The 14,012-nt window shown below is 58.6% G+C and carries 14 protein-coding genes, 1 tRNA gene and 1 pseudogene; 10 read left to right on the top strand and 6 right to left on the bottom strand.

Annotation, left to right across the window (positions count from 1 at the left end):
* Window positions 1-56 precede the first annotated feature (56 nt).
* The 7 genes from ACA048_RS19055 (at window position 57) to ACA048_RS19025 (ending at window position 5,359) form a co-directional block, all read left to right on the top strand.
* A tRNA-Glu gene (locus tag ACA048_RS19055) sits at window positions 57-132 on the top strand.
* 184 nt (window positions 133-316) lie between these two features.
* On the top strand, window positions 317-856 hold the full coding sequence (locus ACA048_RS19050) for a TetR/AcrR family transcriptional regulator (protein WP_007943510.1): 540 nt from the start codon (window positions 317-319) through the stop codon (window positions 854-856).
* Between the two features lie 31 nt (window positions 857-887).
* Window positions 888-1,721, top strand: a complete 834-nt coding sequence (locus tag ACA048_RS19045) for an alpha/beta fold hydrolase (RefSeq protein ID WP_497625793.1) — start codon at window positions 888-890, stop codon at window positions 1,719-1,721.
* Between the two features lie 48 nt (window positions 1,722-1,769).
* Complete coding sequence (locus ACA048_RS19040) at window positions 1,770-2,207, top strand: acyl-CoA thioesterase (RefSeq protein WP_497625792.1); 438 nt, start codon at window positions 1,770-1,772, stop codon at window positions 2,205-2,207.
* A gap of 179 nt (window positions 2,208-2,386) precedes the next feature.
* A complete protein-coding gene (locus tag ACA048_RS19035; RefSeq protein WP_497625791.1) occupies window positions 2,387-3,346 on the top strand; it encodes a tRNA dihydrouridine synthase in 960 nt (319 codons plus the stop codon).
* Window positions 3,347-3,465: 119 nt separating this feature from the next.
* Window positions 3,466-3,912 carry an Hsp20 family protein gene (locus ACA048_RS19030; RefSeq protein WP_497625790.1) on the top strand — a complete coding sequence of 149 codons (447 nt, stop codon included), beginning with the start codon at window positions 3,466-3,468 and terminating at the stop codon, window positions 3,910-3,912.
* Window positions 3,913-4,027: 115 nt separating this feature from the next.
* A complete protein-coding gene (locus ACA048_RS19025) occupies window positions 4,028-5,359 on the top strand; it encodes an IS4 family transposase (RefSeq protein ID WP_497625789.1) in 1,332 nt (443 codons plus the stop codon).
* Window positions 5,360-5,442: 83 nt separating this feature from the next.
* Here the strand turns inward: ACA048_RS19025 and ampC are convergent, their stop codons facing one another.
* Window positions 5,443-6,609, bottom strand: coding sequence for a class C beta-lactamase (gene ampC, locus ACA048_RS19020; RefSeq protein WP_497625788.1), 1,167 nt, complete (start codon window positions 6,607-6,609; stop codon window positions 5,443-5,445).
* A gap of 162 nt (window positions 6,610-6,771) precedes the next feature.
* Between ampC and ACA048_RS19015 the strand changes: the two genes are divergently transcribed.
* A complete protein-coding gene (locus ACA048_RS19015; RefSeq protein WP_497625787.1) occupies window positions 6,772-7,650 on the top strand; it encodes a LysR family transcriptional regulator in 879 nt (292 codons plus the stop codon).
* 286 nt (window positions 7,651-7,936) lie between these two features.
* On the opposite strand, the gene gudD is transcribed toward ACA048_RS19015, so the two are convergent.
* On the bottom strand, window positions 7,937-9,280 hold the full coding sequence (gene gudD, locus ACA048_RS19010; protein WP_497625786.1) for a glucarate dehydratase: 1,344 nt from the start codon (window positions 9,278-9,280) through the stop codon (window positions 7,937-7,939).
* Window positions 9,281-9,358: 78 nt separating this feature from the next.
* A pseudogene (locus ACA048_RS19005) lies at window positions 9,359-9,592 on the bottom strand (MFS transporter); the annotation flags it as partial.
* A 280-nt stretch (window positions 9,593-9,872) separates the two neighbouring features.
* On the opposite strand from ACA048_RS19005, the gene ACA048_RS19000 reads away from it, so the two are divergent.
* Window positions 9,873-10,586, top strand: coding sequence for a FadR/GntR family transcriptional regulator (locus tag ACA048_RS19000; RefSeq protein WP_497625784.1), 714 nt, complete (start codon window positions 9,873-9,875; stop codon window positions 10,584-10,586).
* A 164-nt stretch (window positions 10,587-10,750) separates the two neighbouring features.
* Here ACA048_RS19000 and trhP read toward each other — a convergent pair whose 3' ends face one another.
* Complete coding sequence (gene trhP / locus ACA048_RS18995; RefSeq protein ID WP_497625783.1) at window positions 10,751-12,082, bottom strand: prephenate-dependent tRNA uridine(34) hydroxylase TrhP; 1,332 nt, start codon at window positions 12,080-12,082, stop codon at window positions 10,751-10,753.
* Between the two features lie 172 nt (window positions 12,083-12,254).
* On the opposite strand from trhP, the gene ACA048_RS18990 reads away from it, so the two are divergent.
* Window positions 12,255-13,316, top strand: a complete 1,062-nt coding sequence (locus ACA048_RS18990; RefSeq protein ID WP_497625782.1) for an AI-2E family transporter — start codon at window positions 12,255-12,257, stop codon at window positions 13,314-13,316.
* Here ACA048_RS18990 and ACA048_RS18985 read toward each other — a convergent pair.
* On the bottom strand, window positions 13,313-13,495 hold the full coding sequence (locus tag ACA048_RS18985; RefSeq protein WP_452627363.1) for a hypothetical protein: 183 nt from the start codon (window positions 13,493-13,495) through the stop codon (window positions 13,313-13,315). The genes ACA048_RS18990 and ACA048_RS18985 overlap by 4 nt on opposite strands.
* A 100-nt stretch (window positions 13,496-13,595) precedes the next feature.
* A complete protein-coding gene (locus tag ACA048_RS18980) occupies window positions 13,596-13,790 on the bottom strand; it encodes a hypothetical protein (protein WP_007944773.1) in 195 nt (64 codons plus the stop codon).
* Window positions 13,791-14,012 lie beyond the last annotated feature (222 nt).

Genomic DNA, 14,012 nt, shown 5'->3' with positions numbered 1-14,012 from the left:
CGCAGGCCTTGAATCGATCAGCTCTCAGCACTGATCAGTTGTATAGAAGGTTTTGCGTCCCCTTCGTCTAGTGGCCTAGGACACCGCCCTTTCACGGCGGTAACAGGGGTTCGAGTCCCCTAGGGGACGCCACGATTACCCGCTCTGCGGGATTTTATAAGGGTCATTCAATTATTGAATGGCCCTTTTGTTTGTCTGGCGTTTGGCCAAATCCCTCAATTTCTTTCAAACTGTTCTTCAGACCAGCGGTCACATCCATGACTTGCGAAAAATTATTATGAGAATAATATTCTAGTCGTAATATTCGGAGGCAACGATGAACGATAAAAAAGCTCAAACCCGCGAACGCATCCTTAAGGCTGCCAGTGCAGCGCTGATTCAGCGTGGCCCGGCAGAGCCGAGCGTGGGCGAAGTGATGGGCGCAGCCGGCCTGACCGTCGGCGGCTTCTATGCGCACTTCGAAAGCAAGGACGCCATGATGCTGGAGGCGTTCCAGCAATTGCTGGGGCACCGTCGTGACCTGATTGCTGACATGGATGCGCAACTCACCGGTGAAGAGCGTCGCGCGTTGGTGGCTGCGTTTTACCTGTCACGTAAACACCGTGACTCCTCCGAATCGGCATGCCCGATCCCGGCGTCTGTTGGCGAACTGGGAAGGCTGCCGGATGCGTTTCGTGTTGCTCTGAATGAGCATGTGGAATTGATGGTCGCGCAGCTGGCGGCCAGTCCGGAAGACACCGACAAAGCTTTGGCAGACATGGCCTTGATGGTGGGCGGTTTGGCCCTGGCTCGCGCGCTGGGGCCAGGAGAGTTGTCCGATCGATTGCTGCGCGCCGCCAAGTCGGCGGTGCAATGACCTGAAGGCAGTGGCCTGGGGAGTGAGAGCGATGAGCACGTTGAAGTGGGTTCGTGGCGTTAATGGCACCTTGGGCTGGTTCGCACCGAAACTGGTCGCGAGCAAAATGCGACTGGCATTCATGACCCCGCGAGAACTGCCTCCGCGTGATTGGGAGCTGCCGCTTCTGGCGAAGTCCGAACGAATCACGCTGCGCTTCGGCCTTTCGGCGCTACGTTGGGGGCAAGGCCCGGCCGTGTTGCTGATGCACGGTTGGGAAGGCCGGCCGACGCAGTTTGCCAGTCTCATCACCGCGCTGGTGGAGGCCGGGTATACCGTGGTCGCCCTCGACGGCCCGGCGCATGGCCGCTCACCTGGTGAAGAAGCGAACGTCGTGCTGTTCGCTCGGGCCATGCTGGAAGCCGCCGCCGAGTTGCCGCCACTGCAAGCAGTCATCGGTCATTCGATGGGGGGCGCCAGTGCCATGCTCGCCGTTCAATTGGGCCTGCGCACCGAAACCCTGGTGACGATTGCCGCCCCGGCGCGGATTCTCGGAGTGTTGCGGGGGTTTGCACGTTACGTGCGACTGCCGCCCAAGGCGCGTTCGGCCTTCATTCGGCAGGTCGAGAAAGACGTCGGAATGCGCGCCGCGACGCTGGATGTCGCCCACTATCAACTCGACATGCCCGGCCTGATCGTCCATGCCCAAGATGACAGCTACGTGTCGGTCAAGGAGTCCGAACTGATCCATGAATCCTGGTTCGACAGCCGCTTGCTGCGCCTGGAAGAAGGCGGCCATCAGCGGGTACTGGCCGATCCCCGGGTCATTGATGGTGTGTTATCACTGTTGGCCGGTCGCAGCCTGCAATCGCGCCAATCGGCGTAAGCATCCGTTACACTGCCCCGGTCGACTTTATCTGACCGGGAGTGGGGCATGAGCTGGGATCGGGCAACGCCATTTATCATTGATCTGCAAGTGGGCGCCGAGGACATCGACGGGCTGGGTCACGCCAATAATGCGGTGTACGTGACGTGGCTCGAGCGCTGTGCCTGGCGCCACTCGCAGCGTCTGGGCCTGGATTTGGTCGAGTATCGGCGGCTGGACCGGGCGATGGCGGTAGTGCGGCACGAAATCGATTACCTGGCCGCCGCCTATGAAGATGATGAATTGCAGTTGGCGACCTGGATCGTCGATTGGGATCAGCGCCTGAAAATGACCCGACACTTCCAGTTGAAGCGCCCGCGTGACAACACCACTTTGCTGCGCGCCCAGACCACGTTTGTCTGTATCGAGCTGTCGACCGGCAAGCCCAAGCGCATGCCGGCCGAGTTCATCGAAGGCTACGGCCCGGCGTTACCCGTCACGATCTAATTGTCTGAACCGCCTTCATCGCGGGCAAGCCCGGCTCCCACAGGGTTCAGTGATCACCTGTAGAAGCCGGGCTTGCCCGCGATGGCGTCCGTACAATCGCCACCGTCCGGTCTGACGAAATACCTTCTGCACGCCGAAACCAGTAAACTGCCGCACGTTTTTCGTCGAGTGTGTTATTCATGCAAATTGCTTTGGCGCCCATGGAGGGGTTGGTCGACAACATCCTGCGGGATGTGCTGACCCGTGTGGGCGGTATCGATTGGTGCGTGACCGAGTTCATCCGGATCAACGATCAACTGCTTACGCCTGCCTACTACCACAAGTTTGGCCCCGAACTGCTGACCGGTGCCCGCACCGCGTCCGGCGTGCCGCTGCGCGTGCAACTGCTCGGTTCTGATCCGGTGTGCCTGGCGGAAAACGCAGCGCTGGCCTGTGAGCTGGGCTCTGAAGTCATCGACCTGAACTTCGGTTGCCCGGCCAAGACCGTCAACAAGTCTCGCGGCGGCGCGGTGTTGCTCAAAGAACCTGAACTGCTCAACGAAATCGTCGAGCACGTCCGTCGCGCGGTGCCTGCGCACATCCCTGTGACTGCCAAGATGCGCCTCGGTTTCGACAGCCCGGACGGCTCGCTGGTCTGTGCCACCGCCCTGGCTGAAGGCGGCGCAGCGCACATCGTGGTGCATGCGCGGACCAAGACCGATGGCTACAAACCTCCGGCGCATTGGGAGTGGATCCCGCGGGTGCAGGATGTGGTCAAGGTGCCGGTGTTTGCCAATGGTGATATCTGGAGCGTCGAAGACTGGCGTCGTTGTCGCGAAATCAGTGGCGTCGAAGACATCATGCTCGGTCGCGGCCTGGTCTCGCGGCCGGATCTGGCCCGGCAGATCGCGGCGGCGCGAGCCGGTGAAGAAGTGGTCGAGATGACCTGGGCTGAGCTGTTGCCACTGATTCAGGACTTCTGGCTGCAAGCCAAGGCGCAGATGACACCCCGTCAATCGCCCGGCCGCCTCAAGCAATGGCTGGCGATGCTGACCCGCAATTATCCGGAAGCGGTTGAGCTGTTCACCGTCCTGCGTCGTGAGACCGAACTCGATCACGTCTCGCGTTTGCTCGGTCTACAAGTCAGCGAAGCGGCCTGAAAAAATCTCGAAATAATCTCTTGAAATACAATCAGTGTTCCCTATCTAAGGGGTACGCGATGCCGAATTCGGGTCGCGGAGACAAAAACCTTGCTGATTGTTTTCAGGAGATTTGAACCATGACTACTGCATTTTCCCTGGCCCCACTGTTCCGTTCCTCGGTAGGTTTCGACCGTTTCAACGACCTGTTCGAAACCGCCCTGCGCAATGAGCCAGGCAGCACCTACCCACCGTACAACGTGGAAAAACACGGTGATGATCAATACCGCATCGTCGTCGCCGCGGCCGGTTTCCAGGAAGAAGACCTGGACCTGCAAGTCGAGAAAGGTGTGCTGACCATCAGTGGCGGAAAACGTGAAGCGAACGAAAACGTGACCTTCCTGCACCAAGGCATCGCTCAGCGTGCGTTCAAGCTGTCGTTCCGCCTGGCGGATCACATCGAGATCAAGGCCGCTGACCTGCGCAACGGCCTGTTGAGCATCGACCTGGTGCGTATCGTGCCAGAAGAGGCGAAAGCCAAACGCATTCCGATCAACGGGACGCAAAAACCGGCTTTGCAGCACTAAGGCCGAGCAATGAAAAGGGCGCCATCGCGGCTAATGCCGATCAGTTAAGCCTTCTCGCTTGACCTTTGGCCGCAAGAAATCAAAATCCGATGCCTGTACTGGCATCGGATTTTTTATGCGTCTCGCTCGGGCACTGGAACTGACCCACAACATCGCCTCTACCCCCCGCTCTATCGAGGGATTGGATGCCTTGCTCGATCCCTCTTTGGTCGAGCAGGCACTTGAACAGGCAGGCGTGGCGACGCTGTGCAAGCGCCGTTTGCCGTTGGAAATGATGCTCTGGTGCGTGATCTCCATGGCGTTCTTCCGGCGCATGTCGGCGTGGGACGTGGTCAGTCGCATGAACATCATGCTGCCAGGACAACGGCCGTTGGTCGCCCCCAGCGCTGTAGTCCAGGCCCGTCAGAGATTGGGCAGCGAAGCTGTACGACAAGTCTTCGATCTGACCCAGAAAAGTTGGCACGAAGCGGCTGGCCATCCGACTTGGGCCGGTTTGCGCTTACTGGGTGTTGATGGCGTCGTCTGGCGAACGCCCGACACCCCTGAAAACCGTGCGCGTTTCGACTCCGCCAGCAACCAGCATGGCGACACCGGTTTTCCTCAGGTGCGCATGGTCTGCCAAATGGAGTTGACCAGCCACTTGCTGATTGGCAGCGCTTTTGACGGCTACCGCAGCAACGAAATGAAACTGGCCGAGCAACTGATCGAAACCACGCCCGATCACTCGTTGACGCTGTTTGATCGTGGTTTTTACTCGTTAGGTTTACTGCATCAGTGGCAGCAAGCAGGCGTTGAACGCCACTGGCTGATGCCGCTGAAAAAAGGCTCGCAGTATGAGGTGATCCAGCGTTTGGGGTGCCAGGATGCGATTGTTTCGCTGAGTACCTCGCCGCAGGCCCGCAAGCAATGGCCGGGCCTGCCAGAGCGCCTGACCGCACGACTCCTGAGCAAAACCGTCAAGGGCAAGGTGTGTCAGATTCTGTCCTCGATGGCCGACCCATTGCGCTTTCCGGCCGACGAAATCGTCGATCTGTACAGCCAGCGTTGGGAGATCGAACTCGGGTTTCGGGAAATGAAACAGACTCTGCTCAACAGCAGTTACACGCTGCGCAGCAAAACGCCCGAGATGATCGAGCAGGAATGGTGGGGCGTGTTGTTGGGCTACAACTTGTTGCGCTATCAGATGGTGGAAATGAGTCGCCACTGTCCTGGGATTTACCCGTGCGAAATGAGCTTTACCGCCTGCACCTGGGCGATTCTCGGGTTTATCAACAGCGTCTCCGCCGACCGATCCGGGAACATCCCCAAATACTTGGCCGAGCTGCATGCTTCAGCGCCGCACTACGTGCTGCCGCATCGGCGGGAGGAGCGCCTTTATCCCCGGGCCATCCGGCTTAAATCACCGAAGTATCCGATCAAAAATAAAAATGCCAGTCAGCTTAACTGACTGGCATTAGCCATCGCGGCGCCCTTTTTTGTGCTTGTCCACCCGAAAACCGAAGGCCACGTAGTGGATTGTGTTGCTCTTGGTTATTCGATTAAGGCGCTCAATATGGTGTGGGCGATTTTGACCCGCTCCGGGTTGGGGTAGTTTTTGTTGGCAAGGATCACGATGCCGATGTCCTTCGAGGGCACAAACGCGACGTAAGCCCCAAAGCCGCCGGTGGAACCGGTTTTGTTGATCAACACGTTCTTCTGTTGAAGCTGCGGCGGGTTCAACCACTGGACCTTATGTGCCTGCATTGCCATCTCGGTCGAATTACCCGCGAGCAGCCGATCCAGCGTGATCGGGTAAGGGTAGAGCTCCCAACCCAGCCCCTGTGTCATATCGCCCACGGTGTAATAACCGGTGTGAGTGGTGGCGATGGCTTGCTGTAATGGCTGTACCAGTCGGGCCGGTTGCATGTTCGCTTCGACATAGCGAAGCAGGTCCGAGGCGCTGGTTTTCACGCCGTAGGCTTCGGAGTCCAACGCGCCCGGCCCGACGCGCACTGGCTTGCCGTCCTTGTTGTAACCCTGTGCGTAAAGCCCCATCTGCTCTTGCGGGACCTTGAGGTAGGTGTGCTTGAGGCCCAGTTTCGGCAACAAGGTCTTTTCCATCAGGACATCGAACGGCTGGCCCATGCTGTTGGCGGCGAGGTAGCCGAACAGCCCTATGCTTGGGTTCGAATACAGGCGATGGGTGCCGGCAGGATAAGCCGGTGTCCACAGCTTGAAGTAACCCAGCATTGTCTCTGGGTGGTCAGCTTCGCCAGGAAACTGCAGCGGCAACCCGCCGGCGGTGTAAGTGCCCAGTTGCAGCACGCTGATGTGATCGAAGGCACTACCGCGCAATGCCGGTAAAACAGCGCTGGCAGGATCGGCCAGGGACAGTTTGTCGTTGGCCTGCGCGTAGGCGGCCAGTGTGGCGGTAAAGGTTTTGCTGACAGAGCCGATTTCGAACAGGGTGTCCTGACTGACCGGTTTGCGATCCTGTTTGGAGGCCACGCCGTAATTAAAGTAATGCTGCTGGCCATTTTGGGTGATCGCAACGGCGAGCCCCGCAATGTTCTGTTGCTGCATCACTGGACCGACGGCGGCGCTGACCAGGGTTTCGAGTTGCTGGTCGGACGGCATCGCGGCCATGCCCGGCGCTGCGCCGAGGATAAGTGCGAAAGCACTGTAGGACGCAAGCCTTGGCAGTTTGTCTGTGTACATATCTGATCCACTCTTCATGAGTTGTGATGATGGTAACCCGCTACACTCCATGCGCTCTTGCAAATCGGGCTAGCGAACAGGCGTGCCAAATCTAGGCGGTCTGCCGTGCGTCGACAAACGACGATATTTCGGGTTAGCCATTAGAAAAATTATGGAGTTGGCATGATTCGTCCTCACTTGCCGCTGAATGCATTGCGCGCTTTCGAGGCATCGGCGCGTCATTTGAGTTTCACGCGCGCGGCTGTGGAGCTGTTCGTGACGCCAGCGGCAGTGAGTCATCAAGTCAAAAGCCTGGAAGCCATGCTGAACGTGGCACTGTTCAAGCGCTTGCCACGCGGGCTGCTGCTGACCAGTGAGGGTGAAACTTTGCTGCCGGTGTTGCGTGAGTCTTTCGATCGAATCGCCGAAACGCTTGAGCGCTTTGAAGGTGGACACTATCGAGAGGTGTTGACGGTGGGGGCGGTGGGGACCTTTGCGGTGGGCTGGCTGTTACCCCGGCTGCCGGACTTCCAGGCGAAACATCCGTTTATAGATTTACGGCTGTCGACCAATAACAACCGGGTGGATGTGGCCGCTGAAGGGCTGGATTACGCGATTCGATTTGGCGCCGGCGCGTGGCACGGGATTGAAGCGCTACGTTTGATCGATGCGCCGTTGTCGGTGCTGTGCGTTCCCGAGCTCGCCCGGCAATTGCTCTCGCCTGAGGATCTGTTGAAACAAACTTTGTTGCGCTCCTACCGCACAGACGAGTGGCCAGAATGGTTTCTGGCCTGCGGGTTGCCAGCCAATGCACCGCCCGCCAAAAGCATTGTTTTCGATTCTTCGCTGGCGATGATGGAGGCCGCGCTTCAAGGCGCAGGCATTGCGTTGGCGCCGCCCCTGATGTTTTCCCGACAACTGGCTGCGGGTGCTATCGAGCAACCTTTCGCCATCGGGATCACCACCGGCAGCTATTGGCTGACGCGCTTGCAGTCACGCTCTGAAACAGCGGCGATGACGGCGTTCAAAGACTGGCTAATGCAAGCGGCCGAGATGAATTAGCGGATGCCATTTCTGGAGTTGGAGCGAGCCCGGAGTCCATTGTAGGAGCTGGCTTGCCTGCGATAGCGGAGTGTCAGGCGACATCCATCTTGAAGGTGCCGGCGCCTTCGCGGGCAAGCCCGCTCCTACACGGGTTCGGTGGTCAGTCTGGGGAGTTGTGTACGACTTCAATCCATTGTGGGAGCTGGCCTGCCTGCGATAGCAGTGGGGCAGGCAACATCAATGTTGAATGTGCCGGTCTCTTCGCGAGCAGGCTCGTTCCCACAAGGAGTACAGCGACAGTGGGTCAGCGCACCAGGCACGGCTGTTTGTTATTGAATTTCCAACCCGGGATCAGAAACTGCATCGCCACGCTGTCATCGCGCGCGCCCAACCCCATGCCTTTGTACAGTTCATGGGCCTTGGCCAACTGGTCCATGTCCAGTTCAACCCCTAGCCCCGGCTTCTTCGGCACTTGCACGCAGCCGCCGACGATTTGCAGTGGCGTCTTGGTCAAGCGCTGGCCGTCCTGCCAGATCCAGTGGGTGTCGATGGCGGTGATGTCGCCTGGCGCAGCCGCCGCGACGTGGGTGAACATCGCCAGGGAAATATCGAAGTGGTTGTTGGAGTGCGAACCCCACGTCAGCCCCCACTCGTGGCACATCTGCGCCACGCGAACCGAGCCTTGCATGGTCCAGAAGTGCGGGTCGGCCAGTGGAATATCCACCGATTGCAACTGAATCGCGTGGCCCATTTCGCGCCAGTCGGTGGCGATCATATTGGTCGCGGTTTTCAGGCCGGTGGCACGGCGGAACTCGGCCATGACTTCGCGGCCCGAGTAACCATTTTCGGCCCCGCACGGGTCTTCGGCGTAAGCCAGAATAGGGTGCTGATCGCGGCACAAGCGAATGGCTTCCTTGAGTGACCATGCTCCGTTCGGGTCGAGGGTGATGCGCGCATCCGGGAAGCGTTCGGCCAGCGCAGTGACCGCTTCGATTTCCTCATCGCCACTGAGCACGCCGCCCTTGAGTTTGAAGTCCTTGAAACCGTAGCGGGCGTGGGCGGCCTCGGCCAAACGGACCACGGCGTCAGCGGTCATGGCTTTTTCATGGCGTACACGAAACCAGTCATTGTCGGCGTCCGGTTCGCTGCGATAGGCCAGGTCGGTTTCGTCGCGATCACCGACGTAAAACAGGTAACCGAGCATCTTCACTTCGTCACGCTGCTGACCTTCACCGAGCAGGGCGGCAACCGGCACGTCCAGATGCTGGCCGAGCAAGTCGAGGAGGGCGGCTTCCAGGCCGGTGACTGCGTGAATGGTGATACGCAGGTCGAACGTCTGCAAACCGCGACCGCCGGCATCGCGATCGGCAAAGGTCTGGCGCACTTGATTGAGGATCTTCTGATACGTGCCAATCGGGCTGCCGACCACCAGTGCGCGGGCGTCTTCCAGTGTCTGACGAATACGCTCACCACCGGGTACTTCACCGACACCGGTGTGTCCGGCGTTGTCCTTGAGGATCACGATATTGCGGGTGAAAAACGGGCCGTGGGCGCCGCTCAAATTGAGCAGCATGCCATCGTGACCGGCCACCGGAACCACTTGCATGCTGGTGATGATCGGGGCTTTTGCAGTGTCTTGTGCGTTCATTGTCTAGTCCTTGAAAGTCAGCATTCAGGCAGGGTTGGGCGTTGGTTTGCACTGCGCGACGGCCGGTGCAATTTTCGGTGTGTTGCGGGCGGCGAACACGATGATCGCGGCGATGAGCGAGGTCGCGACCAAGCCGTACAGCCAGATTCGTGCGCGAACTTTTTGCAGGAGGATGTTGGAGGGGGCTTCGAACAGCGCGAAACCGATACAGAACAGGCGAGCACCGATGCCATCGGGAGCAGCGCCAATTCCCATGGCGGGCTTCAGGACAGAATCGTCGCCGTCGTGCATCTCAGAAATGGATGTATTCACTTGCGTTTCGCCCACTGATTATTGTTATGCGGGTTGTGGCTTGGTGTGTCGTTGTTGATAGACATCATACAACTACATTTTTTTATGCCGCAAGGAGTCTTCTGCGAAGAATTGGCGTATTTAAGGCGATTTGTTATTTATTCTTCCGTTTTCGACGCCGTGTCACAGGTCGGAATTGGTCAGATTGTTGAGTGTTGTCATACAAGATGATGTGGTTTTTCTGAGAATACGAACGCGCCCGGTGCTAAGATCCCGTCAGCCCCGCTTCTGGATAATCGCCATGCAACATGACCTCGACATGCCTGTCCCCAGGCGCAGTCACAACCTCGCTCACGACCTGGTGGCCAAACTGACCCAGAGCATTCTTCTCGGCCAGATACTGCCGGGAGACAAGCTGCCGTCGGAGAACTCAATCGTTCAAGAACACGGCGTCAGCCGCACCGTGGTGCGCGAGGCTATCTCGAAATTGCAGGCGTCAGGACTGGTGGAAACCCGGCACGGCATTGGCACGTTTGTCATCGAACGCGCGCCGGAGCAGGGCTTGCGGTTGAATGTCGATACCGCGCTGGGGGTGCGCAGCATTCTGGAGTTGCGCATGGGGCTGGAAACCCAGGCCGCCGCGCTGGCGGCGACCCGTCGTACGGAGCAGCAACTGGCGCAGATGCGTGAAGCGCTGGACGACTATCAGCGCTTGCTGAGCAACAACGACAGCTGCGTCGAGGCCGACAAGCGCTTCCATCTGTTGATCGCCGAAGCTACCGGCAATGTGTGCTTCACCGAGATCATGCAGCACCTGGGCAGTGCGATGATCCCGCGAACACGCGTCAATGCCGCCGAGCGTGGGGCGGCGGATTTAAGCAAGCTTGGGCAACTCGCCAACCTTGAGCACGAGGCGATTCTCAACGCTATCAAGCGCCAGGATCCGGACGCGGCGCGAGCAGCGATGTGGCTGCACCTGACCAACAGCCGTGACCGCTTTTCAGCGGGTGGCTGAATATTGTGGCGAAGGAGCTTGCTGTGGCGAGGGAGCTTGCTCCCGTCCGGCGGCGAAGCCGTCGCAAACCTGCAGAATGCGATCTGCCTGATGGATCGTGATCGTTGCTTTTGGGGGGCGCTTCGCACCCCAGCGGGAGCAAGCGCCCTCGCCACAGGTCTGTGTCATTTCTGGCTGGCGCTGACATTGCGCATCAACAAGCCAAACTTTAGGTTCACCGCGTCCGGAATCGGCAAATACACCGTGTGCCCATCCCCCTGCGCCACTTCAATCGGCTCGCCTCTAGCGTTTTGCAATTGATGCAAATCGAAATGGAAGTTGCCCTGGGGTGTCATCAACTCCATGTGATCGCCCAGGCGAAAGCGGTTCTTCACTTTGACCTCCGCCAGCCGCTCACGCCGCTCACCGGTCAATTCACCGACAAACTGCTGTCGCTCCGACACCGAGCTGCCGTGCTGATAATTCTGGTATTCGTCATGCACATGCCGACGCAAAAAACCTTCGGTGTAGCCGCGCTGCGCCAATGACTCCAGATCGGTCATCAGGCTTCGGTCGAATTCACGGCCGGCGACGGCATCGTCGATGGCCCGGCGATACACCTGCGTGGTGCGGGCGCAATAGAAGTGGGATTTGGTCCGCCCTTCGATTTTCAAAGAGTGCACGCCCATGTGCGTCAGGCGCTCGACATGTTGCACGGCGCGCAGGTCCTTGGCATTCATGATGTAGGTGCCGTGCTCGTCCTCGAAGGCCGGCATCAGTTCGTCCGGCCGATTGGCTTCCTGCAACAGGAACACCTGGTCGGTGGGGGCGCCGAGGCCCAGGGTCGGTTCGGGCTGATACTGCTGGACAATCTCACCGAGCTGGTTTTCCGTGGCCTCCTGGGCCGAATATTTCCAGCGACAGGCGTTGGTGCAACTGCCCTGATTGGCATCGCGCTTGTTCATGTATCCCGACAGCAGGCAGCGCCCGGAGTACGCCATGCATAATGCGCCGTGGACAAACACTTCCAGCTCCATGGCCGGCACTTGCTGGCGGATTTCGCCGATTTCTTCCAGGGACAGTTCCCGCGACAGGATGATCCGGCTTACTCCCTGTAGCTGCCAGAATTCGACACTCGCCCAGTTGACGGTGTTGGCCTGCACGGATAGATGAATTGGCATCTGCGGGAAGTGCCGACGCACCAGCATGATCAAACCCGGATCGGACATGATCAGCGCATCCGGCGCCATGGCGATCACCGGCGCCAGGTCCTTGAGGAAGGTCTTGAGCTTGGCGTTGTGTGGTGCAATGTTTGCCACCCCATAAAAGCGCTTGCCCTGTGCCTGTGCCTCCTGGATACCAACGGCCAGATTGGCGTGATCGAATTCGTTATTGCGCACCCGCAAGCTGTAGCGCGGCTGGCCGGCGTACACCGCATCGGCGCCGTAAGCGAAGGCATAACGCATGTTTTTCAAGGTGCCGGCGGGGGCGAGCAGTTCGGGGGCAAGGGGAGTCATGGCACTGTCAGTCGCAAAAGCCTGGAGCGTAATCGCCTTGCGCTTGGAGTTTATTGATCTGGATCCAGGCTTTGTGAACAAACGCATGGCACTCGCGCGAACCGTGGAGGACTAAGCATAAGAACAGCTCAACTTAAGAGCCTGTGTCCCTGCGCACTGACACGGATCGGACATGAACGAAAAAACCGTACGGAACAAATCGCTGGTGATCTTGCTGGGGCTGGTCACTGCCGCGTTCATCTGGATCTTGCTGCCGTTTTACGGCGCGGTGTTCTGGGCAGTGATCCTCGGCATCCTCTTTGCGCCGATGCAACGTCGACTGCAATTGAAGCTGGGCTGGGAGCGCAACTTGACGTCGCTGCTCACGCTGAGTATCTGCCTGGTGATTGCGATCCTGCCAGTGATCATCCTCAGTTTCTTCCTGGTTCAAGAGGGGGCGACACTGTACAAAAACATCGAAAGCGGTGAGTTGGACATTGCAGGGTATGTGTCGCACTTCAAACACAGCCTGCCGCCGTACCTCCAGCATTTGCTCGATCGGTCCGGGGTGGGTGAGCTGAGCGGGCTGCGGGAAAAAATCATCAAGAGTGCGGTGACGGGTAACGAGTATTTCGCCACTCAGGTGTTCAGTTTTGGCCAGGTTACGTTTGATTTTGTGGTGAGCTTTTTCATCATGCTCTACCTGTTGTATTTCTTTCTGCGCGACGGCGCCGAGTTGGCGCGCGAAGTTCGCGCGGCCGTGCCGTTACAGGAACACCAAAAACGTCGGTTGCAACTCAAGTTCAATCGGGTAGTGCGGGCGACGGTGAAGGGCAACCTGCTGGTAGCAATCACGCAGGGCGCTTTGGGTGGCTTGATTTTCTGGTTTCTGGACATCCCGAGCGCGTTGCTCTGGGCGGTACTCATGGCGTTTTTATCGCTGTTGCCAGCGGTGGGGGCGGGGATCATCTGGGCGCCGGTGGCGGCGTTTTTCCTGCTCAGCGGGGCGATGTGGCAGGGCGTGGTGTTGGGGCTGTACGGGGTTTTTGTGATCGGGCTGGTGGATAACGTGCTGCGACCGATCCTGGTGGGCAAGGACACCAAGATGCCGGACTATCTGATCCTCATCTCGACCCTGGGCGGTCTCGCGATCTTTGGCCTCAACGGCTTTGTCATTGGGCCACTGATCGCCGCCTTGTTCATGTCCAGCTGGGCCATTTTCCTTGAAACCAACCCGAAGGTGCAGCTGCCTTAAGCGCTTAGCTGGCCTTGGCCGAGACGTTGCGACAAGGCCTGGGCGTCCGGCAGCGAGGTGAGCGGACCGCTGATCGCTTCACCGTCCTGCACCAGGTACCAACAGGCGAGCATTCCCAGCGCTCTAAGCGGGGCGGGAACGGCGCTGCCAATAACAGACATGATTTGAACCTGGGACATAAGTACCTCCATCAATCGATGGGGCTACCTTACGGACCTGGCACTAAAACGGAAAATCAACGCTTTCGATAGTCGTCATTGACGCCGGTGACTGTTCGCCTCAGTCGACGACCAGATCAAGCATATGAACCACTTCGTGCTCATTTAGCAGGCCTTTGCGCACCAGGTTTTCGGCCAGCAGTGAAAGAAACTTGGCGCTGCGATGGCCTTCCAGGTGCTTGAGTTCGGTCAATGCGTTGTACACCTTGCTGGAAGTGCACAAACCGACAATGCGGTGCGGGTTTTGTGTGGGCATTAGGTCGTCCTTGTTGTTATTGACTTGTTGTTTGCGGACAGATCCAAGTTTGCGGACCTGACATGACATAAATATGACTGTTTGGCGCAAGGCGGGGATGATTCAAGTCAATATTGCCAATTTGAAGCACCTACGCTGTCCCCACAGCGACATTGATGCGATTTATCCAGACGTTCGCCGACGAACGGTCATAAAAAAGCCCCGCTGCTGAGGCGGGGCCGG

It is taken from the genome of Pseudomonas sp. LBUM1659 (assembly GCF_059716045.1).
Note: the sequence above shows the minus strand (reverse complement) of the source record. Positions and strands in the feature narration are given on the sequence as shown.

What these genes read in the sequence shown, in the direction of transcription:
- ACA048_RS19050 (WP_007943510.1), top strand. Translation starts at nt 317, where the DNA reads ATGAACGATAAAAAAGCTCAAACCCGCGAACGCATCCTTAAGGCTGCC.
- ACA048_RS19045 (WP_497625793.1), top strand. Translation starts at nt 888, where the DNA reads ATGAGCACGTTGAAGTGGGTTCGTGGCGTTAATGGCACCTTGGGCTGG.
- ACA048_RS19040 (WP_497625792.1), top strand. Translation starts at nt 1,770, where the DNA reads ATGAGCTGGGATCGGGCAACGCCATTTATCATTGATCTGCAAGTGGGC.
- ACA048_RS19035 (WP_497625791.1), top strand. Translation starts at nt 2,387, where the DNA reads ATGCAAATTGCTTTGGCGCCCATGGAGGGGTTGGTCGACAACATCCTG.
- ACA048_RS19030 (WP_497625790.1), top strand. Translation starts at nt 3,466, where the DNA reads ATGACTACTGCATTTTCCCTGGCCCCACTGTTCCGTTCCTCGGTAGGT.
- ACA048_RS19025 (WP_497625789.1), top strand. Translation starts at nt 4,028, where the DNA reads ATGCGTCTCGCTCGGGCACTGGAACTGACCCACAACATCGCCTCTACC.
- ampC (WP_497625788.1), bottom strand. Translation starts at nt 6,609, where the DNA reads ATGTACACAGACAAACTGCCAAGGCTTGCGTCCTACAGTGCTTTCGCA.
- ACA048_RS19015 (WP_497625787.1), top strand. Translation starts at nt 6,772, where the DNA reads ATGATTCGTCCTCACTTGCCGCTGAATGCATTGCGCGCTTTCGAGGCA.
- gudD (WP_497625786.1), bottom strand. Translation starts at nt 9,280, where the DNA reads ATGAACGCACAAGACACTGCAAAAGCCCCGATCATCACCAGCATGCAA.
- ACA048_RS19000 (WP_497625784.1), top strand. Translation starts at nt 9,873, where the DNA reads ATGCAACATGACCTCGACATGCCTGTCCCCAGGCGCAGTCACAACCTC.
- trhP (WP_497625783.1), bottom strand. Translation starts at nt 12,082, where the DNA reads ATGACTCCCCTTGCCCCCGAACTGCTCGCCCCCGCCGGCACCTTGAAA.
- ACA048_RS18990 (WP_497625782.1), top strand. Translation starts at nt 12,255, where the DNA reads ATGAACGAAAAAACCGTACGGAACAAATCGCTGGTGATCTTGCTGGGG.
- ACA048_RS18985 (WP_452627363.1), bottom strand. Translation starts at nt 13,495, where the DNA reads ATGTCCCAGGTTCAAATCATGTCTGTTATTGGCAGCGCCGTTCCCGCC.
- ACA048_RS18980 (WP_007944773.1), bottom strand. Translation starts at nt 13,790, where the DNA reads ATGCCCACACAAAACCCGCACCGCATTGTCGGTTTGTGCACTTCCAGC.